This window comes from Pseudonocardia adelaidensis (assembly GCF_039543345.1).
Taxonomy (GTDB): Bacteria; Actinomycetota; Actinomycetes; order Mycobacteriales; family Pseudonocardiaceae; genus Pseudonocardia; species Pseudonocardia adelaidensis.
Genome location: NZ_BAABJO010000006.1, coordinates 84,032 through 102,278, shown reverse-complemented (window position 1 = coordinate 102,278; position 18,247 = coordinate 84,032). Strand labels below are relative to the sequence as shown.

18 protein-coding genes are annotated in these 18,247 nt (G+C 74.6%); 12 read left to right on the top strand and 6 right to left on the bottom strand.

The window, feature by feature from the left end; translation table 11 throughout:
- The first annotated feature begins 28 nt into the window (after positions 1 to 28).
- The 5 genes from ABEA81_RS09580 (at position 29) to tatC (ending at position 3,485) form a co-directional block, all read left to right on the top strand.
- A complete protein-coding gene (locus tag ABEA81_RS09580; protein WP_345604539.1) occupies positions 29 to 1,021 on the top strand; it encodes a helix-turn-helix transcriptional regulator in 993 nt (330 codons plus the stop codon).
- Positions 1,018 to 1,989, top strand: a complete 972-nt coding sequence (locus ABEA81_RS09575) for a helix-turn-helix transcriptional regulator (RefSeq protein ID WP_345604538.1) — start codon at positions 1,018 to 1,020, stop codon at positions 1,987 to 1,989. The genes ABEA81_RS09580 and ABEA81_RS09575 overlap by 4 nt, the downstream gene beginning before the upstream one ends.
- A 1-nt stretch (position 1,990) precedes the next feature.
- A complete protein-coding gene (locus ABEA81_RS09570) occupies positions 1,991 to 2,170 on the top strand; it encodes a hypothetical protein (RefSeq protein ID WP_345604537.1) in 180 nt (59 codons plus the stop codon).
- Positions 2,171 to 2,224: 54 nt separating this feature from the next.
- Positions 2,225 to 2,515 carry a Sec-independent protein translocase subunit TatA gene (gene tatA, locus ABEA81_RS09565; protein WP_345604536.1) on the top strand — a complete coding sequence of 97 codons (291 nt, stop codon included), beginning with the start codon at positions 2,225 to 2,227 and terminating at the stop codon, positions 2,513 to 2,515.
- Positions 2,516 to 2,582: 67 nt separating this feature from the next.
- A complete protein-coding gene (gene tatC / locus ABEA81_RS09560) occupies positions 2,583 to 3,485 on the top strand; it encodes a twin-arginine translocase subunit TatC (protein WP_425570499.1) in 903 nt (300 codons plus the stop codon).
- 122 nt (positions 3,486 to 3,607) lie between these two features.
- Here tatC and ABEA81_RS09555 read toward each other — a convergent pair whose 3' ends face one another.
- Positions 3,608 to 4,492: an SDR family NAD(P)-dependent oxidoreductase gene (locus tag ABEA81_RS09555; RefSeq protein ID WP_345604530.1), complete on the bottom strand. Its 885-nt coding sequence runs from the start codon at positions 4,490 to 4,492 to the stop codon at positions 3,608 to 3,610.
- A 94-nt stretch (positions 4,493 to 4,586) separates the two neighbouring features.
- Between ABEA81_RS09555 and ABEA81_RS09550 the strand changes: the two genes are divergently transcribed.
- Complete coding sequence (locus ABEA81_RS09550) at positions 4,587 to 5,243, top strand: TetR family transcriptional regulator (RefSeq protein WP_345604529.1); 657 nt, start codon at positions 4,587 to 4,589, stop codon at positions 5,241 to 5,243.
- 19 nt (positions 5,244 to 5,262) lie between these two features.
- Here the strand turns inward: ABEA81_RS09550 and ABEA81_RS09545 are convergent, their stop codons facing one another.
- Positions 5,263 to 5,820 carry a TetR/AcrR family transcriptional regulator gene (locus ABEA81_RS09545; protein ID WP_345604528.1) on the bottom strand — a complete coding sequence of 186 codons (558 nt, stop codon included), beginning with the start codon at positions 5,818 to 5,820 and terminating at the stop codon, positions 5,263 to 5,265.
- A 56-nt stretch (positions 5,821 to 5,876) separates the two neighbouring features.
- On the opposite strand from ABEA81_RS09545, the gene ABEA81_RS09540 reads away from it, so the two are divergent.
- Entirely contained in the window at positions 5,877 to 6,848 is a 972-nt protein-coding gene (locus tag ABEA81_RS09540; RefSeq protein ID WP_345604527.1) for a DsbA family protein, read from the top strand.
- A 50-nt stretch (positions 6,849 to 6,898) separates the two neighbouring features.
- Here ABEA81_RS09540 and ABEA81_RS09535 read toward each other — a convergent pair whose 3' ends face one another.
- On the bottom strand, positions 6,899 to 7,387 hold the full coding sequence (locus tag ABEA81_RS09535; RefSeq protein ID WP_345604526.1) for a pyridoxamine 5'-phosphate oxidase family protein: 489 nt from the start codon (positions 7,385 to 7,387) through the stop codon (positions 6,899 to 6,901).
- Positions 7,388 to 7,455: 68 nt separating this feature from the next.
- Here ABEA81_RS09535 and ABEA81_RS09530 point away from each other — a divergent pair, with 68 nt between their 5' ends.
- The 3 genes from ABEA81_RS09530 to ABEA81_RS09520 all read left to right on the top strand — a co-directional run bounded on the left by ABEA81_RS09530 (position 7,456) and on the right by ABEA81_RS09520 (position 12,945).
- Positions 7,456 to 10,212: a DEAD/DEAH box helicase gene (locus ABEA81_RS09530; protein ID WP_425570498.1), complete on the top strand. Its 2,757-nt coding sequence runs from the start codon at positions 7,456 to 7,458 to the stop codon at positions 10,210 to 10,212.
- Between the two features lie 88 nt (positions 10,213 to 10,300).
- Positions 10,301 to 11,725: a DUF4333 domain-containing protein gene (locus tag ABEA81_RS09525; RefSeq protein ID WP_345604523.1), complete on the top strand. Its 1,425-nt coding sequence runs from the start codon at positions 10,301 to 10,303 to the stop codon at positions 11,723 to 11,725.
- A gap of 2 nt (positions 11,726 to 11,727) precedes the next feature.
- Entirely contained in the window at positions 11,728 to 12,945 is a 1,218-nt protein-coding gene (locus ABEA81_RS09520; protein ID WP_345604756.1) for a GNAT family N-acetyltransferase, read from the top strand.
- Positions 12,946 to 13,096: 151 nt separating this feature from the next.
- On the opposite strand, the gene ABEA81_RS09515 is transcribed toward ABEA81_RS09520, so the two are convergent.
- Positions 13,097 to 14,041 (bottom strand): 5'-3' exonuclease, encoded by a 945-nt coding sequence (locus ABEA81_RS09515; RefSeq protein WP_345604755.1) that lies wholly within the window; start codon positions 14,039 to 14,041, stop codon positions 13,097 to 13,099.
- Between the two features lie 65 nt (positions 14,042 to 14,106).
- Here ABEA81_RS09515 and ABEA81_RS09510 point away from each other — a divergent pair, with 65 nt between their 5' ends.
- A complete protein-coding gene (locus tag ABEA81_RS09510) occupies positions 14,107 to 15,234 on the top strand; it encodes a M24 family metallopeptidase (RefSeq protein ID WP_345604522.1) in 1,128 nt (375 codons plus the stop codon).
- Between the two features lie 64 nt (positions 15,235 to 15,298).
- Here ABEA81_RS09510 and ABEA81_RS09505 read toward each other — a convergent pair whose 3' ends face one another.
- Positions 15,299 to 16,156, bottom strand: a complete 858-nt coding sequence (locus ABEA81_RS09505; RefSeq protein ID WP_345604521.1) for an NmrA family NAD(P)-binding protein — start codon at positions 16,154 to 16,156, stop codon at positions 15,299 to 15,301.
- Between the two features lie 73 nt (positions 16,157 to 16,229).
- Here ABEA81_RS09505 and ABEA81_RS09500 point away from each other — a divergent pair, with 73 nt between their 5' ends.
- The gene (locus ABEA81_RS09500) at positions 16,230 to 16,952 is read left to right on the top strand and encodes a TetR/AcrR family transcriptional regulator (RefSeq protein ID WP_345604519.1); all 723 of its coding nucleotides are present in this window, start codon (positions 16,230 to 16,232) and stop codon (positions 16,950 to 16,952) included.
- Between the two features lie 28 nt (positions 16,953 to 16,980).
- On the opposite strand, the gene ABEA81_RS09495 is transcribed toward ABEA81_RS09500, so the two are convergent.
- Positions 16,981 to 18,234, bottom strand: a complete 1,254-nt coding sequence (locus ABEA81_RS09495; protein ID WP_345604518.1) for an amidohydrolase — start codon at positions 18,232 to 18,234, stop codon at positions 16,981 to 16,983.
- Between the last annotated feature and the right edge of the window lie 13 nt (positions 18,235 to 18,247).

The following is an 18,247-nucleotide window of genomic DNA, read 5'->3' as shown; positions in this document are numbered from 1 at the left end:
CGCCCGTGCCCGGTCGTACGATGCCGGGGTGTCCTCTGCCCGGGCCGAGCGGCTGGTGAACCTGGTCCTCTGCCTGCTGTCCACCCGGCAGTTCCTCACCGCGGAGCGGATCCGCCAGATCGTGCCCGGGTACGCCGACGCGCGGGGCGACGAAGCGTTCTTCCGGATGTTCGAGCGCGACAAGGCCGAGCTGCGCGAGCTCGGCGTACCGCTGGAGACCGGGCGGCTGTCGAGCTTCGACCCGGTCGACGGCTACCGGATCGCCCGCCAGGACTACGAGCTCGGCGAGATCCACCTCGAACCGGACGAGGCCGCGGCCGTCGCGCTGGCGGCGCGGCTGTGGGATTCGCCCGAGCTCGCGATGCCGGCCCACAGCGCGCTGGTGAAGCTGCGTGCCGCAGGTGTGGAGGTCGACGAGGAGCAGGGGCGCGTGCAGCCGCGGGTGCGCGGCGCCGACCCGGCGTTCGCCCCGCTGCTCGCCGCGGTGCGGGCCGGGCGGGCCGTCACGTTCGACCACCAGCGCGGGGGCGTGGGCGGGCCCGTCCAGCGGCGCACGGTGGAACCGTGGGGCGTGGTGTCGTGGCGCGGGCGCTGGTACCTGTGCTGCTACGACCGCGACCGCGCCGCGCCTCGCTGCTTCCGCGTCTCCCGGATCATGGAGCCGGTCAGCGCGATCGGGCCGGCGGGCGCGGTGCAGGTGCCCGAGGGGGTCGACCTGATGGGGATGGTCCGAGAGGGCGTCGACCCACCGCCCGCCACCGACACCGCCCGCGTCTGGATCGCCGACGGGCGCGCGCACGGCCTGCGCCGACTCGGCCGGGTCGTGGGCCGGCACACCCGCGCCGGGCGGGTGGGCGACGAGGTGGAGCTCGACCTGCGCAACGTGGAGACCCTCGCCCGCTGGGTCGCGGGCCACGGCCCCGACGTCGCCGTGCTCGGCCCGCAACGCCTCGCCGACGCGGTGCGCGCCAACTGGGCGGCCTCGGTCGCGGCGCACACCGAGCCGCTGGCCAGGACATGAGCACGGGTGGTGTCACGGAGCGGCTGCCGCGGTTGCTCTCGCTCGTGCCCTACCTGCTCGCCCGCCCCGGAATCCCCGTCGCGGAGGCGGCGGCCGACTTCGGGATCTCCGAGAAGCAGCTGCGGCGCGACCTCGAGCTGCTCTGGATGTGCGGGCTGCCCGGCTACGGCCCCGGCGACCTGGTCGACCTGTCCTTCTCCGGCGACACCGTCACCGTCACCCACGACGCCGGCATGCGGCGCCCGTTGCGGCTCACCACCGCCGAGGCGACGGCGCTGCTGATGGCGTTGCGCACGCTCGCGGACGTCCCCGGCGTGGCCGACACCGAGGCGGTGCGGCGGGCGGCCGCGAAGGTGGAGCGCGCCGTGGGCGATGCCGGGCTCGCCGGGGTGGCGATGGACGCGCCCACGCGGGAGGAGGCCGCCACCACGGCCGCGGTGCGCGACGCGCTCGCGGCCGGGAAGGCCCTGCGGATCGTCTACTACACGGCGGGACGCGACGCGGTCTCGCAGCGCACGATCGACCCGATGCGGCTGCTCATCGTCGACGGCCGCGGCTACCTGGAGGCCTGGTGCCGGCGGGCCGAGGCCGTGCGGTTGTTCCGGCTCGACCGGGTCGAGGACGTCGCCGTGCTCGACGAGCCCGCAGCGCCGCCGCCGGACGCGGAACCGACGGACGTCTCGGAGGGCCTGTTCCGGCCCAGCGCGGAGCACCGGTCGGCGGTGCTGCTGCTGGAGCGCGAGGCGCGCTGGGTGGCCGAGTACTACCCGGTGGACGACGTCGTCGAGCTGGGCGACGAGCGGGTGCGGGTGCAGCTGCGCTACGCCGACCCGGCGTGGCTGGTGCGGATGGTGCTGGGCCTCGGGGGCGGCGCACGGCTGCTCGAGCCACCGGAGCTGGTGGAGGCCGTGGCGGCACGGGCGCGCGAGGCGCTCGACGCGGTGGACCGGGAATGGGGGGACGGGTGACGTGACGGCGGTTATGCTCACGGCCGGCGTGGGGATCGTGCTGCTGGCGGTGTTGCTGGTCCTCGCGCTGCCACCGGTCCGGCGGTTCGCCCGGGCGAAGGCGGCGTTGCGCGCGCGCGTGACGGAACGCGTCGCCGTGCTGCGCGCCCTGGCCGGCGAGCGACGACGCGGATCGACCTGAGCCGCGACCCGCGTAGACTTCGCAACGACTCTTCACGGCGGAAGGACGATAACCATGCCGAACCTCGGTGGCTGGGAGCTGGTGATCCTCATCGGGGTCCTGGTGCTCCTGTTCGGTGCCAAGCGCCTGCCGGACATGGCCCGGTCGATCGGCCAGTCCGCGCGCGTGTTCAAGGGCGAGATGAAGGGCATGAAGGACGACGGGACGAAGGGCGAGGCGCCGGCCGAGCAGCCCGCCGCGGCGGACCCCAAGGCGCTCCCCGAGGGCCAGGCCAAGCCGGCCGACAAGGCTCCCGAGACGTCGCGTGCCGCGCAGCCGGGCTCGGGCAGCACCTCGGCCCAGTAGTACCGGCGCGGTGGCAGGATTCCCGCTCCGTCGGGGCGACAAGAGGCCCAAGAGCCCCGACGGCACGATGTCGCTCGTCGAGCACCTGTACGAGCTGCGCAACCGGATCACGATCGCGCTCGTCGCCATCGTGATCACCACGATCTTCGGATACATCTGGTTCGCGGTCCCGATCTACACGCTGCCCAGCCTCGGCGACGTGCTGAAGGCGCCCTACTGCGCACTGCCCGCGTCCTCGCGCGCGGTGTTCACCGCGGACGGGTCCTGCACGCTGCTCGGCACCGGGCCGTTCGACCAGTTCACGCTGCGCCTCAAGGTCGGCGCCACCGCGGGTGTCGTGCTGGCCTGCCCGGTCTGGCTCTACCAGATCTGGGCGTTCATCGTCCCGGGGCTGCACGCCAACGAGCGGCGCTACGCGCTCTCGTTCGTGTCGGTGGCGTCGGTGCTGTTCGTGTCCGGTGCCGTGCTGGCGTACGCGGTCATCACCCAGGGCCTGGCCTTCCTGCTCACCATCGGCTCGGAGATCCAGACCACCGCGTTGTCGGGCGACCTGTACTTCTCGTTCGTCATCGCCCTGCTGCTGATCTTCGGCGTGAGCTTCGAGCTGCCCCTGCTCGTGGTGATGCTGAACGTCGCTGGGGTGCTCAGCTACGCCAAGCTCAAGGCATGGCGCCGCGGGCTGACGTTCGGTCTCTTCGTGTTCGCCGCGATCGCCACCCCTGGCCAGGACCCGATCTCGATGATCGCCCTCGCCCTCGCACTGGTGCTGCTGTTCGAGGTGGCCATCCAGATCAGCCGCCTGAACGACCGGCGCCGCTCCCGGCAGCGGGCCGCCGAGGGCTGGGACGACTGGGACCCCGACGCCCCGAGCCCGATCGACACCGCCCCCAGTGCGATCGACACCGCACCCAGTGCCGTCGACACGAGCCCGAGCGCGCTCGACGCCAAGCGGCTCGACGACGTCACCTGACCCGACCTCAGGCCGGCCGCCCCGCCGGACGGACTTCATGTGGGCGACCCCGTATGTGGTCAGGTGCCCACGCTCGCCCGCGGAGGCGGGCCGGTCGATGACCTCGCAGGTCGCCGGGCGGACTATCCGTGCCCACCCAGCACCGTGACCCCGCGCTGCTCCCGCCAGTCGTCACGGGCGTCGTCGTGGTCGGTGGACCGGCTGAGCTCCTCCCACCGCGCGTCCGTCTCGACGCGGCGGAGCCACGCCTCCCGGCCGAACTCGTAGGCGTCGCCGCCGGCGAGGATCCGCAGTGGCGGGTCGTCGAGACCGGCGACGGTGAGCACGAGCTGGGCGACCTTGCGCGGGTCGCCGTTGGCGACGTCCTCGAAGTTCGCCATCGCGCGTGCGGACGCCCCGACCGTCGCCTCGTACGGCTCGCTGATCGGTGGGGTGGCCATCGAGGAGCCCGCCCAGTCGGTCCGCATCCCGCCGGGCTCGACGACGGTGATCTTGATGCCGAGCGGTGCGACCTCGGCCGCGAGGGCTTCGCTGAACCCGCCGACGGCCCACTTCGCCGACTGGTAGGCGGTCATGCCGGGGCTGCCGATCCGGCCGCCGACCGACGAGATCTGGATGACGCGACCGCCGCCCTGCTCGCGCAGGAGCGGGAGGACGGCCTTGGTGACGTGGACGGTTCCCAGGAAGTTCGTCTCGACCTGCCGGCGGAATGCGTCGAGGGTGGTGTCTTCCAGCGCCGCCCGGTCGCCCTGGCCGGCGTTGTTGACCACGACGTCCAGCCGGCCGAACTCCGCGACACCGTTCGCGACCGCGCGCTCCGCCGCGGCCGGGTCGGTGACGTCGAGCTGCTCGATGTGGATCCGGTCGCCGTACCGGGCGGCGAGGTCGTCGAGGGTGCGCACGTTCCGGGCCGTCGCGACCACGCGATGCCCGGCTTCCAGTGCCTCCTCGACGATCCGGCGGCCGAGCCCGCGGGACGAACCGGTCACGAAGAACACTGCACTCATGGTCCAACTCCCGATCTGTAACGCAATGCCTGTGCGTTATCGACGCTAGGCCGGTCCCCGCCGTAAGTCAATGTGATTGCGTTATCGTGCCGGGGTGAGCCAGGCGAGGCAGCGGGCCCGGTCCCCGCAGGACAAGGAGCTGCGCAAGACGGCACTGCTCGCCGCCGCCCGCGAGCTCGCAGCGGAGCGGGGCGTGCGCGAGGTCACGCTCACCGCGGTCACGGCCCGGGTCGGCTTGCACCCCTCGGCCCTGCGCCGCTACTTCGAATCACGCGAGGAGCTGCTCCTCGAGCTCGCCGAGCAGGGGTGGGCCGACTGGCGCGACCGGCTGCTGAGCGACCTGGACGACGCCACGGAGCTCACTCCGGAGGCACTGGCATCCGTGGTGAGCGGCTCGCTCGAACAGCTGCCGCTGTTCTGCGATCTGCTGACGCACGTCGTCCTCAGCCTGGAGGGCGCCGTGCGGCTGGAGCGCGCCCGCCGCTACAAGCTCGCGGCCACCGAGGCGTACGACGCCATGGTGGAGGCGCTGGCCGGTGCGGACACCGGGCTCGACCGCGACGGCGCCCGCACCTTCCTGGCCGGCGCGATGAGCTGCGCGGCGTACCAGTTCCAGCTCTCCCGGCCGTCGGACACCTTGCGCGAGCTCTACGCGCAGGAGCCCCGGTGGGCCCACGACGCCCTGCGCTTCCGCGAGCAGCTGACGACCCTGCTGACGGCGGTCGCCCGCGGAGCACGGCGGACCGCCTGACCGGGCGTCCCGGAGCCGGTCAGGCGCGGGCGAGGAGCTGCCAGGTGGCCCTCGCGGTGTCGGCGGCCGGCCGTGGCTCGCCCGCGGCGCAGTGTGCGATCACCCCGGCCAAGGCGCCTGCGAGGTAGGCGGCGTGCACCCCGATCGGCACCCCCTCCGCCGGCACCGGCCGCGCGCCGGCCCGGAACCGTTCCACCAGCGCCACGCCCAGCGCCTCGCGCAACCGCGAGGCGAAGCGGGCGCTGCCCTGCGGGCCGAGCATGCGGGCGTAGAGCGTGGCATGGGCCCGCACGTGCTCGAACAGCTCCACGAGCGGCGGGGGAGCGCTGCCGGCGGGCGCGTCGAGCGGGCACAGCTGCGCGGCCCGCGCGACGGTGGTGACAGCTTCCTCCATCGCGTCGGCGAAGAGAGCGTCGAGATCGGGGTAGTGCAGGTAGACGGTGGCCCGGTTGATGCCGGCCCGGTTCGCGACGGCCGAGAGCGTGACGCCGGCCGGGTCGCGCTCGCCCGCCAGTTCGAGCGCGGCGGATCGCAGGCTCGCGCGGGTGCGGCGGGCGCGGGGATCGTCGGGGGGCACGTCGCCACTCTACAACACCTGTCGTTTAAACAACACATGTCGTGTAACCTGGTGTCATGCGCATCGAGATCTGGATGGACGTCGTCTGCCCGTGGGCCTACATCGGCAAGCGCCGGGTGGAGCGGGCGCTCGCCACCCTCGGCGAGCCGGCCGAGGTGGTGTGGCGGCCGTACCGGATCGACCCGACGGCGCCGGTGCCCGCCGAGCCGCTCGCCGACGCGCTGTGCGACCCGGCGGCCGACGAGGCGCTGCGGGTCTGCGCGCCCGACCTCTCGCCCGCGGAGAACCGCCTCCCCGTCGACCGGATCGCCGCGAAGGAGGGCCTCGGCCCGCCATGGGGTGCCGCCTGGCGGGCGAGCAGCCACGACGCCCACCGGCTGATCGCGCTGGCCGAGCAGGCGGGCGTGCAGGACGCGGTGGTCGAGGCGTTGCTGCGAGCCCACTTCATCGACGCCGTCGACATCGGCGACCGGGAGGTGCTCGCCCGGGTCGTCGGGGACGTGTTCCCGGAGGCCTCGGAGCTCCTCACCGCGGACGCAGGCGAGGAACGGGTGCGTGAGCTGCTCCTGGAGGGCAAGGCCCGCGGCATCCGGACCTCGCCGACGATCGTCGCCGGCGACCGGGCGCTCGCCGGGGCCCAGCCGCCCGAGGTGATCGCGGAGTTCCTCACCGGGTCCTTCGCGCACGTCGCCGAGCGCCGGCCGCTGCCCGCCGAGGTGGAGCGCTACCGGTGGGCGGAGTCGCTGCTGGAGCAGCGCGACCCGCTCGGCGCGCTCGCCCTGCTCCGGCCCCTGCTCGCCGGGCACGGGGACGACCGCTCGGTGCGGATGCTCGCCGCCCGCGCCTGGTACGCCTCGGCGCAGCTGGGTCGGGCCCTCGCGGCGCTCGAGGAGCTGGTGGCGCAGCACCCCGACGACGCCTACGCCCGCGTCCTGCTCGGCCGCACCCTGCAACGCCTCGGCCGCCACGAGGAGGCGGAGCCGCACATGCGCGTGGGAGGCGCACTGGTGCCCGCGTACGCGAGCTGATCCACTGAGAGCCTCCTGTCTGGGCTGCGCAGTGTGCGGGCGGCCGACCGTCAGGAGCGCCACTCCCGTACCAGGTCGACCTTGCTCTCCAGCAGCACCGCCGCCGGCTGGACCCGTACCCGCCACGGGTCCAGCCGCAGCGCGGCGAACTCCGGGGTGAGCGGGCCGCCCTTCCAGGCCTGGATGATCGTCGGGTCGTAGCCGACGGGCTCGGGGCCCGCGGCGAAGCGCTCCCACACCGCGGTGCGGGTGGCGTCGTCGGTGTGGAGTGCCGCGTGGCAGTGGGCCGACGCGGTGTCGTGGGACGGGTCCCAGTAGGTCACCGACACGTAGGGGTGCGCCGCGAGGTGCGCCCGCTTCGTCGGGGTCGGGCCGGTGGCGACCCACCCGGTGAGCCGCTCGCCGTCCCACTCCCAGATCGGGTGCAGGACCCGGGTCCAGGGCCTGCCCTGCGGGTCGACGGTGGCGGCGGTGGCCCAGACGATGCGGTGGGCGATCTCGACGAACCCGGGCGCGACATCGGGCAGGGAGGCACTCATGGGGCGATCGTGCCAGCGGCTGTGAGCAGGCACTCCGGTCGGCTCGCCAGGTATGTGGAAACCTGGAGATCGTGGCCAGCAGCCAGTCTGCTCCGGCGGAGGCGTACGCCGCCGCCCGGAGCCGCGCCGCACGTCCCCGGCTCACCGAGTTCGTGCAGACGCTCGCGTTCGAGCTCGACGGGTTCCAGCACACCGCCTGTGCCGCCCTGGAGGAGGGCCACGGCGTGCTCGTGTGCGCCCCGACCGGTGCCGGGAAGACGGTGGTGGGCGAGTTCGCCGTACACCTCGCGCTCGCGCAGGGGCAGAAGTGCTTCTACACCACGCCGATCAAGGCGCTGTCCAACCAGAAGTACGCCGACCTCGTCGAGCGGCACGGGGCGTCCGCGGTCGGGCTGCTGACCGGCGACCAGGCGATCAACGGCGACGCCCAGGTGGTCGTGATGACCACCGAGGTACTGCGCAACATGATCTACGCCGGGTCCCGCCAGCTGGAGCACCTCGGGTACGTGGTGATGGACGAGGTCCACTACCTCGCCGACCGCTTCCGCGGTGCGGTCTGGGAGGAGGTCATCCTCCAGCTGCCCGAGCACGTCTCGCTCGTGAGCCTGTCGGCCACCGTGAGCAACGCCGAGGAGTTCGGCGACTGGCTGGTCACCGTGCGCGGCGACACCACCGTCGTCGTCGACGAGCACCGCCCGGTGCCGCTGTGGCAGCACATGATGGTGGGCAACCGGCTGCTCGACCTGTTCGCCGGGGAGACCTCGGCGGGCGAGCTGAAGGTCGATCCGGACCTCGTCCGCCACACCAAGGAGCTGGACCGGCAGAGCTCGATGGCCCAGTGGGACCGCGGGGGCCGCGGCCGCGGCCGCACCGGTCCTCCCCGGCGCACCGGTTTCCGCCCGCCGTCGCGCACCACGGTGATCGACCGGCTGGACCGGGAGGGCCTGCTCCCGGCGATCACCTTCGTGTTCAGCCGGGCCGGGTGCGACGCCGCGGTGGGCCAGTGCGTGCGGTCGGGGCTACGGCTCACCACAGAGGAGGAGGCCGAGGAGATCCGCCGCACGGTCGAGCGGCGCACCGCCGAGCTCCCACAGGCCGACCTCGCCGTGCTCGGCTACTGGGAGTGGCGCGACGCCCTCGAGCGTGGCATCGCCGCGCACCACGCCGGGATGCTGCCGGCGTTCAAGGAGACGGTGGAGGAACTGTTCGTCCGCGGGTTGGTGCGCGCGGTGTTCGCCACCGAGACCCTCGCCCTGGGCATCAACATGCCGGCCCGCACCGTCGTGCTGGAGCGGCTGGTCAAGTACAACGGCGAGTCCCACGCCGAGCTCACGCCCGGCGAGTACACCCAGCTGACGGGCCGGGCGGGCCGCCGCGGCATCGACGTGGAGGGCCACGCCGTCGTCGTCTGGCAGCCGGGGGTGGACCCCGAGCAGGTCGCGGGGCTCGCCTCCACCCGCACCTACCCGCTGCGCAGCTCGTTCCGGCCCGGCTACAACATGGCCGTCAACCTGGTGGGCCGGCTGGGCACCGAGGACGCGCGGGAGCTCCTGGAGCTGTCGTTCGGGCAGTTCCAGGCCGACCGGTCCGTGGTGGGCCTGGCCCGCCGGATCGAGCGCAACGTGGAGGCGCTCGCGGGCTACGCGAAGTCCCTCGAATGCCACCTGGGCGACTTCCGCGAGTACGCCGCGCTGCGCCGCCGCGTGGCCGAGCGGGAGAAGGCGCTGTCGCGCCAGGGGGTGGCGCAGCGGCGGGAGGCCGCCGCCGACTCGCTGCGCGCGCTGCGCCCGGGCGACGTGATCGCGGTGCCCGCCGGGCGCCGCGCCGGCCTCGCCGTCGTGCTCGACCCCGGGATCGGCGCCGGCGGCGACCCGCGCCCGCTCGTGCTCAACGAGGACCGCTGGGCGGGCCGGCTCTCGGCCGCCGACTTCCCCGCGCCGGTCGAACCGCTGGGCCGTATGCGGCTGCCGAAACGCGTGGACCACCGGGCCCCGCGGGTGCGGCGCGACCTCGCCTCGTCGCTGCGCAACACCGGCATCGTCGCGCCCCCGACCGAGCGGCGACGGGCGCGCGGCGCGGTCGACGACCCGGAGCTGGCCACGCTGCGGCGCGCGCTGCGCGCTCACCCGTGCCACGGGTGCGCCGACCGCGAGGCCCACGCCCGGTGGGCCGAGCGGTACGCGCGGCTGGAGCGCGACACCGAGCAGCTGCGGCAGAAGGTGCGCGCCACCACCCACTCCCTCGCCCGCTCCTTCGACCGGATCCGAGCGCTGCTGGCCGAGCGCGGTTACCTCGACGGTGAGCAGGTCACCGAGCACGGCGAGCGCCTGGCGCGGCTCTGGGGCGAGTCCGACCTGCTGACGGCCGAGTGCCTCCGGCACGGCGCGTGGGACGGCCTGGAACCCGCCGAGCTGGCGTCGGTCGTGTCGGCGCTGGTGTACGAGTCCCGGCGCGACCACGGCCCGATGCCACGGGTGCCCTCGGGTGCGGTGTCGGACGCACTGGCGGCCACCGTGCGGCTGTGGGCCGAGCTGGAGGGCGACGAGCGCCGGCACAAGGTCGAGCGCACGCGTGAGCCGGACCTCGGCTTCGCATGGCCCATGCACCGGTGGGCACGCGGGGAGTCACTGGCCGCTGTGCTCACCGCCGCCGAGCAGAACGGCGTGGAACTCTCGGCGGGGGACTTCGTGCGTTGGTGCCGGCAGGTGCTCGACCTGCTCGACCAGGTCGCCGCCGTCGCGGGCCGCGGCAGCGGGGTCGGCCGCGCCGCGGCCACGGCGATCTCGGCGATCCGCCGCGGCGTGGTCGCGGTCGGCACGGGGTGATTCGGCCGAAGGGCCGACCGGCTCTGTGCCCGTCGGACGCCCTGTGCTTTGATCGCCCGACCGCACGTCTCCAGGGGGAAGGCCCGCGATGAGTACGCCACAGGGACCGCAGCCGCCACAGGGCGCGCCGCAGCAGCCTGCCGAGCAGCCCGCGTGGGGCCAGCAGCAGCCGCAAGGCGGGTGGGGTGCCTCGCCGGAGGGCCAGCAGCGGCCCGGCGAGGAGACCCGCGCCGTCCCGCAGCACGACTGGAACGCGCCCGAAACGAGCGAGGTGCCCCAGCAGGACGCGGCCGAGCCGCAGGAGCAGGCGCAGACGCAGACTCCCGAGCCCGTCGAGGGCGAGGGCGGCGAGGTCGACCTGTTCACGCCGGAGGAACCCGCGCCGGAGCCGAAGCCGCAGGCGCCTGCGGGCGACACCGCCGATGCCACCACGTTCGTCCCGGCGCAGGGGGCGCCGCACGGCGACGAGGTGCAGCCGCAAGAACAACAGCAGGGGCCGCAACAGCAGCCGTCGCAGCAGGCGTGGGGGCCCGCCGACCAGACGCAGATCTCCGCGGCCTACGTGTCGCCCGAGCAGCACTACGGCGCCCAGCAGGCCCAGCCGGGTCAGCAGTACCCGAGCCAGCAGCCGGGCGGGGTCCAGCACACGCAGCCGCAGCAGGCGCACCCGGGCCAGCAGCCCTCGCCGTTCGCGCCGCCCGGCCAGCAGCAGGCACCGTACGCGAGCCAGCAGCCGGGCCCGTACGGGGCGGCACAGCCCGGCTACGGCCAGCAGGCCTTCGGGCAGCCGTACGGTGCCCAGCAGGCCGGAGCGCAGCAGAGCGGTGCCCAGCAGGCCGGTGCCCAGCAGGCCGGAGCGCAGCAGGCCGGAGCGCAGCAGAGCGGTGCCCAGCCGAGCCAGGCGTACGGCCAGCAGCCCACCCAGCAGTTCGGGCAGCCGCAGTGGGGCCAGCCGGGCCAACAGGGACAACAGGCCCAGTACGGCCAGCCGGGTCAGCAGCAGCCCTACGGGCAGGCCCCGTACGGACAGCAGCAGGCCGCGCAGCCGTCCCCGTGGGCGGGGCAGCAGGCGGCCTGGGGTCAGCCCGGCGCCGGCCAGCAGCCCACCCAGCAGTGGGGTGGCCGCCCGGACGGCCAGCAGCAGCCGTGGGGCCCGGGCTACCCGACGCCGCCGGAGGCGCAGGCCGCGGGCGGCGGGAAGGGCCGGATGCCGCTGATCATCGGTGCGGTCGCCGTGGTGGTCGTGCTCGCGGTGGTCGGGGTGCTCGGCTTCGTGAGCCCCGGCTTCTTCAACACCCGCGTGCTGGACGCTTCGGCCGTGCAGAGCGGGGTGCAGCAGGTCCTCTCGCAGGACTACGACCTCGAGGTCCAGTCGGTCACCTGCCCGGACGGGCAGCAGGTCGTGCCCGACGCCACGTTCGAGTGCACCGCCGTGGTCGACGGTGACCAGGTCAGCGTGCCGATCAGGATCACGAGCGCCGACGGCAACTACGAGGTCGGGCGGCCTGCTTGACGGTGGCGCACGCCGTCGAGCAGCTCGAGGTCGGTGAGCTGCGCGCCGCACACACGCTGTTCGCGACCGCGATCGGCCGGCCACCGGCCGACGACGCCGCCTGGGCCGCGTCGTCCCGCCTCGGCAGCCCGGATCGCGTGCTCGGGGTGCACGCGGGTGGCGCGCTCGTCGCCACCGCCACCTCGTTCGCGAGCGAGCTGGCGGTGCCGGGCGGGTCGGTGCTGCCGATGGCTGCGGTGACGCGCGTGGCCGTGCGCGCTGACCACACCCGCCGTGGGCTGTTGACGGCACTGATGCGGGCCCAGCTGGACGACGTAGCGGCCCGCGGCGAGGCGGTCGCGTCGTTGCGGGCCAGCGAGGCCCGGATCTACGGCCGTTTCGGCTACGGCGTCGCGACCCGCGGCCGGTCCGTGCGGGTGCGCGCCGACCCGACCCTGTTCCGGCCCGGCGCCCCGCTGGTCGGGACCGTCCGGCTGCTGCAGCGCGACGAGATCGTTCCCGTGCTACGGGACGTGCACGCGGGGATCGCGCTGCGGCGCCCGGGCGGGATCAGCCGCACCGACGGCTGGTGGGCCGCGACCACGACCCGCCGCGTCGAGGTGGATCGCGAGTACGTCCTCGCCGCCGTGCACACCGGCCCGGACGGCGACGACGGGTTCGCCGTCGCTCGCCCCGGCGATGCCTCCGGGCCCGAGCACTCCCTCGACGTGACCGACCTGCACGCGGCCGACGTCGGCGCCACCGCGGCGCTGTGGCGCTTCCTGCTCGGCGTCGACCTGGTCGAGAGCGTGCAGGCCCGGCTGCGCCCGCTGGACGAGCCGCTCGAGCTGCTGCTGGCCGACCCGCGCGCCTGCGCCGTCACCGGCAACGAGGACGAGACCTGGCTGCGGCTCGTGGACGTCCCCGAGGCGCTGGCGGCCCGCGACTACGGCGCCGCGGACCCGGTGCTGATCGCTGTGCACGACGGCTTCCTGGAGGAGAACTCGGGCGTGTACCGGATCGCGGGCGGCGCCGCGGAACGCGTCGGCCCGCTCGGTGGTCCGGTGCGGCCCGAGCTGGAGTGCACGGTGGACGCGCTCGCGATGGCCTACCTCGGCGACCGCCGCCCGTCCGAGCTCGTGGCGAGCGGCTGGTGGACGGCGCCGGAGCCGGCCGCGGTGCCCCGCGCCGACGCGGCGTTCGCGACGGCCGGCACGCCGTGGTGCGGCACGTACTTCTGACGCGTCTGGCCGGCGCCGCGAAGAGCTGCGCGCCGCGCTGTCGGAGCAGGGTGCCCGCTGTGCCCGCGCCGCCGCCCCTCCCGAACGTCAGCATGGTGGCCATACCGGCGCAATACGCCAGTAAAGCCACCATGCTGACGTTTCCCGGGCCTCAGCGAGCGTTCTTCAGCAACGCCGTGCAGAGGCGTTCTACGGAGCTCCCGACGCCCCAGCGGTCACCCAGCGCGGCGAGGCGCTCCAGGTCGGCGGGCTCCCCGGGCAGGGTGTCGGGGCGGTCCAGCTGCACGGGCGCGTCCACGGCCACCCGCACCACCGGCTCGACGACGGCGAGGTAGGGCGCGGCCGCGGCCAGCTTGGTGCGGACCGGGGGGCTCAGCCGGGCGTCGGTCTTGTCGATCACGGCGGCCCGCAGCTCGTCCCACGTGTCGAAGCGCCCGACGAGGGTGGCGGCGGTCTTGGCTCCGATTCCGGGGACGCCGGGCAGGCCGTCGGACGGGTCGCCGCGCAGCATCGCCATCTCGGCGTAGGCGTCCCCGGCGCGCCCCACCGGCACCCCGTACTTCGCGGCCACCTCGATCGGCCCGAGGTGTTCGGCCTTGGCCAGCCCCCGCCCGACGTAGAGCAGCCGCACCGGCACGGGCTCGTCGCGCACGATCTGCATGAGGTCCCGGTCGCCGCTCACGGCGATCACGGGGTCGGTGCGCTCGGCGGCGGCGAGGGTGCCGATCACGTCGTCGGCCTCGTAGCCCTCCGCGCCGGCCGTGGCGATCCCTGCGGCGGCGAGCACCTCGAGCAGCACCGGGATCTGCGGTTCCAGGGTGTCGGGCACGATCTCCGGCAGTCCGGCGGGCGCGACCTCCGGCTCGCCGGGCACCCGGTGCGCCTTGTACGAGGGCAGCGCCTGCACGCGGAACGCCGGGCGCCAGTCGAGGTCGAGGCACGCCACCAGCCGCGTGGGCCGACGGTCGGTGATGAGCCGCGCGACCATGTCGGTGAACCCGCGGATGGCGTTGACCGGCGTGCCGTCGGGCCCGGTGATCGACTCCGGCACGCCGTAGAACGCGCGGAAGTACAGGCTGGCGGCATCCAGCAGCATCAGCGACTGGGCGGGCGGCGCAGGCGGGGTCACGCGGCACAGCTTGCCGGAATACGCTCCCTCCCATGACACCGGCCGTTCCGATCGCGCTGCTCGCCGACCGCATCCGCCGTGCCGGCGAGGTGGCCGCCGCGCAGGACATCGACCTGCTGCTCGTCACCCCGGGCCCGGATCTGCGGTACCTGTTGGGCACATCCGGCGAGTCCCACGAGCGGCTCACCTGCCTCGTGCTGCCCGCCGCGGGCCATCGTGCCCCGCCCGCGCTGGTGGTGCCGCGGCTGGAGGCCCCCGGGTTCGCGGGCGTCCCGCTCGACGAGCTGGGGATCGAGGTCGTCACGTGGCGCGACGGGGAGGACGCCCACGTGCTCGTCAGCGACCTGGGCGGGGGCCCGAGCCGCGTGGGGCTCGCCGACGCCATGCCGGCCGCGCACGTCCTGCCGCTGCGCACCGCGTTCCCCGACGTCGAGCAGGTGCTCGCCGGGCCGGTGATGCGCGAGCTGCGGATGCGCAAGGACGCCGCCGAGGTCGCCGAGCTGCGCGCGGCGGGGGCCGCGATCGACCGCGTCCACGCCCGCATGGGCGAGTTCCTCAAGCCGGGGCGCACGGAGGCGCAGGTCGGCGCCGACATCGCGGCCGCGATCGTCGAGGAGGGCCACACGGAGGCCGCGTTCGTGATCGTCGGGTCCGGCCCGAACGGCGCCAGCCCGCACCACGACCTGTCCGGCCGCGTGATCGAGAGCGGTGAGGTCGTGGTGATCGACATCGGCGGCCCCGTGCCGAGCGGCTACAACTCCGACTCCACCCGCACCTACGCCGTCGGCGGCGAGCCGCCCGCCGCGATCCGGCAGGCGTACGCGGTGCTGCAGGACGCCCAGGACCGCGCCGTGCGCGCCGTGCGGCCGGGCGTCACCGCGGAGCAGGTCGACGCCGCCGCACGCGAGCCGATCGGCGCCGCCGGGCTGGGCGAGCGGTTCGTGCACCGCACCGGCCACGGCATCGGACTCGAGGTGCACGAGGAGCCCTACATCGTGGGCGGCAACGCGCTCCCGCTCGAGCCGGGCATGGCCTTCAGCGTGGAGCCGGGCGTGTACTTCGACGGCGAGTGGGGGGCGCGCATCGAGGACATCGTCGTCGTCACCGACGACGGCTACGAGCGGCTCAACGAGCGCCCCCGCGACCTCGTCGTTCTCTAAGAGGGTCCCGAACAACTCCGGCCGTAGCGAGCGCTGGGCCCGGGTTGTTCAGGGCGCTCCCCAGCTACGCGACGGCTCCCTCGAGGAGCGCGCGCACCGGCGTGGCCGGCCGCCCGAGGAGCCTCTCCAGCGCCGGTCCCGCGGCGGCGAACTCCCCGCGGCGGGCCGCCCGGAACATGCCGAGGAGCATGCTCGCCCGGTCCTCGGGGACACCGTGCCCGACCAGCGTGGCCCGCCACTCGTCGTCGTCGGCGACTACGCGGCGGACCGTGCGCCCGGTGAGCTCGGTGAGGATGCCGGCGACGTCGCGGAGGTCGAGCGCGTCCGGTGCCGTCAGCGGCGGGGTCGGTCCGTCGAAGCGGCCCTCGTCGGCGAGGACGATCGCCGCCGCTTCGGCGAGGTCGGCGTGCGCGGTCCAGGAGACGGGCCCGTCGGCGGGCGCGACGAGCTCCCCCGTCTCCAGCGCCCGGCCGAGCAGGAGCCGGACGGTGCTGGCGTAGAACCCGTTGCGGAGCGCCGTGTACGGAACGCCCGCCGCCGCCAGGTGGCGCTCGGTGGCGGCGTGGTCGGGCATCGGCGCGAAGAGCGAGTCCTCGGCCGCGCCCTGGTGGCTGGTATAGAGGATGCGCTTCGCACCGGCCTCGCGCGCGGCGTCGACGGCCGTGACGTGCTGGGCGAGCGCCGCCTCCCCGCTCTGGTTCGTCGAGATGACGAGCACCTGCGTCGCGCCTTCGAACGCCTCGGTGAGGGACTCCGGGTCGGTGAAGTCGCCGCGGCGCACGCGCACGCCCCGTGCGGCCAGGTCGCCGGCCCTCCCGGGGTCGCGGACGCTGACGCCGACCCGGTCCGCGGGGACCCGTTCCAGCAGGCGCGCGACGATCCGCGAGCCGAGCTCCCCGGTGCCGCCCGTGATGACGATCATGTGCTACCTCCGTGAACGTTGTTAGTGCCAATGGTAGCAACACTGGTAGCAACAGTGCGATATGGTCGGGAGCATGGTGGCGACGAGGCCGGTGAGCGCCGGCAGGCAGCAGACACGCGAGCGCATCGTGGAGGTCGCGGCGCGGCTGCTGGGGGAGCACGGCGCGGCCGCGGTCACCACGCGCGCGGTCGCGCAGGCGGCCGGCATGCAGGCGCCCACCATCTACCGGTTCTTCGAGGACAAGGACGCGTTGCTCGATGCCGTCGCCGAGCACGTCCTCGCCACCTACGTCGCTGAGAAGGCGCTCGTCGAGGACGGTGCCGACCCCGTGGCGGCCCTGCGGGCCGGCTGGGACGCGCACGTCGGCTTCGGCCTCGCCAACCCCGCCGTGTTCGGTCTGCTCACCGATCCCGGCCGGGGGGCGCGCTCAGCGGCGGCGGTCGCCGGCCTGGACGTCCTGCGCACCCGGGTGCACCGGGTCGCCGCGGCCGGCCTGCTGCGCGTCACCGAACGGCGGGCCGTCGAGCTCATCCACGCCGCAGGCACCGGCGCCGTGCTCACCCTGCTGGCCACGCCCCCGCACGAGCGGGATCCGGAGCTGGCCGACGCGATGTACGACGCGGTGACCCGGTCGATCCTCACCGACGCGCCGCCACCTCCCCCGGACGGCCCGACCGCGGCCGCCGTCGCGATCCGGGCCGTCGCGCCGACGCTGCCGGGGCTCAGCGGTGCCGAACGCGCCTTGTTGGCGGAGTGGCTGGACCGAGCGGGCGACGACCCGAAGACCGGCGGATGATCAGCCGTCGCCGCGCCGGCCGATGCGGTCAGCGCACCAGCCAGATCGCGGCCGCGGTCAGCAGCGCCTCGACGGCCCGGTGCAGGGTGCGTGCGACGCCGGTGGGCACGAACTCGGGGGAGTGGCCGCCCGGGGCGTGGCCTGCGGCGACATCGGCGTCCGGGTGGTCGGGGCCGGTCGGGTAGAGCGCCGGGTCGAAGCCGCCGAAGTTCCAGAACACCGACGGCACCCCGGCGGCCTCGGCGAAGAGCCCGAAGTCCTCGCTGCCGGTCTTGGGCGCGGCGTCGTGGACGTGCCCGTCGCCGAACGCCGCGGTGAACGCCGCCCGCACGGCGTCGGTGGTCGCGACGTCGTTGCGCAGCAGCGGGAAGCCGTTGATCGGGGCGATCTCGGGCGGGCGCGGGGCGCCGGCCGCCGCCGCCTCGGCGTGGACGATGCGGGTGATCGCGGCGAGCACCCGCTCGCGGACGTCCGGGTCGAAGGTGCGCACGTTGAGCTTGAGCTCGGCCTCGGCCGGGATGACGTTCTCCTTGCGGCCCGCGTGGATGGCCGCCACGGTGACCACGGCGACGTCGGTCGGCGCGACCTCCCGGGCCACCACCGTCTGCAGGCGCATCACGATCGACGCGGCGAGCACGACCGGGTCGACGGTGGTGTGCGGGGCCGAGCCGTGCCCGCCGCGGCCGTACACGGTGACGCGCAGGCTGTCGGCCGCGGCCATGAACACGCCGGGGCACAGGTAGAGGTGGGTGCTGGGCGCCGAGACGATGTGCTGCCCCAGCGCCACGTCGAACGGGCCGAAGCGGTCGAGGAACCCGTCGTCGAGCATGGCCTGCGCGCCGCTGCCGACCTCCTCGGCCGGCTGCAGGACGGCGAGCACGGTGCCCGACCACGCGTCGCGGTTCGCCACCAGCTGCTCCACCGCGCCGATGAGCGCCGTCATGTGGGTGTCGTGGCCGCAGGCGTGCATCACCCACGTCGCGATGCCGTCCGGGTCGACGGCCGTGGCCTGGCTGCGGTAAGGGACCTTCGGGATCTCCTGCACGGGCAGCGCGTCCATGTCGGCGCGCAGCAGCACCGTGGGTCCGTCGCCGTTGCGCAGCACGCCGACGACGCCCGTCTTGCCCACGCCGGTGGTCACCTCGAGACCGGCCGCGGCGAGGCGGGCGGCCAGTACGGACGCGGTGCGCTCCTCCTGGAAGGACAGCTCGGGGTTCTGGTGGAGGTCGCGGTAGAGCAGTTCCAGGTCCGGAATGCGGTCGTCCAACCCGCTGGTCAGCACGGTGTCCCCTTCC

Excerpts from the sequence above, each read along its gene's own strand:
- tatC (WP_425570499.1), top strand. The coding sequence starts at position 2,583 with ATGTCGCTCGTCGAGCACCTGTACGAGCTGCGCAACCGGATCACGATC.
- tatA (WP_345604536.1), top strand. The coding sequence starts at position 2,225 with ATGCCGAACCTCGGTGGCTGGGAGCTGGTGATCCTCATCGGGGTCCTG.
- ABEA81_RS09575 (WP_345604538.1), top strand. The coding sequence starts at position 1,018 with ATGAGCACGGGTGGTGTCACGGAGCGGCTGCCGCGGTTGCTCTCGCTC.
- ABEA81_RS09525 (WP_345604523.1), top strand. The coding sequence starts at position 10,301 with ATGAGTACGCCACAGGGACCGCAGCCGCCACAGGGCGCGCCGCAGCAG.
- ABEA81_RS09515 (WP_345604755.1), bottom strand. The coding sequence starts at position 14,041 with ATGCTGCTGGATGCCGCCAGCCTGTACTTCCGCGCGTTCTACGGCGTG.
- ABEA81_RS09535 (WP_345604526.1), bottom strand. The coding sequence starts at position 7,387 with ATGAGTGCCTCCCTGCCCGATGTCGCGCCCGGGTTCGTCGAGATCGCC.
- ABEA81_RS09510 (WP_345604522.1), top strand. The coding sequence starts at position 14,107 with ATGACACCGGCCGTTCCGATCGCGCTGCTCGCCGACCGCATCCGCCGT.
- ABEA81_RS09505 (WP_345604521.1), bottom strand. The coding sequence starts at position 16,156 with ATGATCGTCATCACGGGCGGCACCGGGGAGCTCGGCTCGCGGATCGTC.
- ABEA81_RS09500 (WP_345604519.1), top strand. The coding sequence starts at position 16,230 with ATGGTGGCGACGAGGCCGGTGAGCGCCGGCAGGCAGCAGACACGCGAG.
- ABEA81_RS09540 (WP_345604527.1), top strand. The coding sequence starts at position 5,877 with ATGCGCATCGAGATCTGGATGGACGTCGTCTGCCCGTGGGCCTACATC.
- ABEA81_RS09555 (WP_345604530.1), bottom strand. The coding sequence starts at position 4,492 with ATGAGTGCAGTGTTCTTCGTGACCGGTTCGTCCCGCGGGCTCGGCCGC.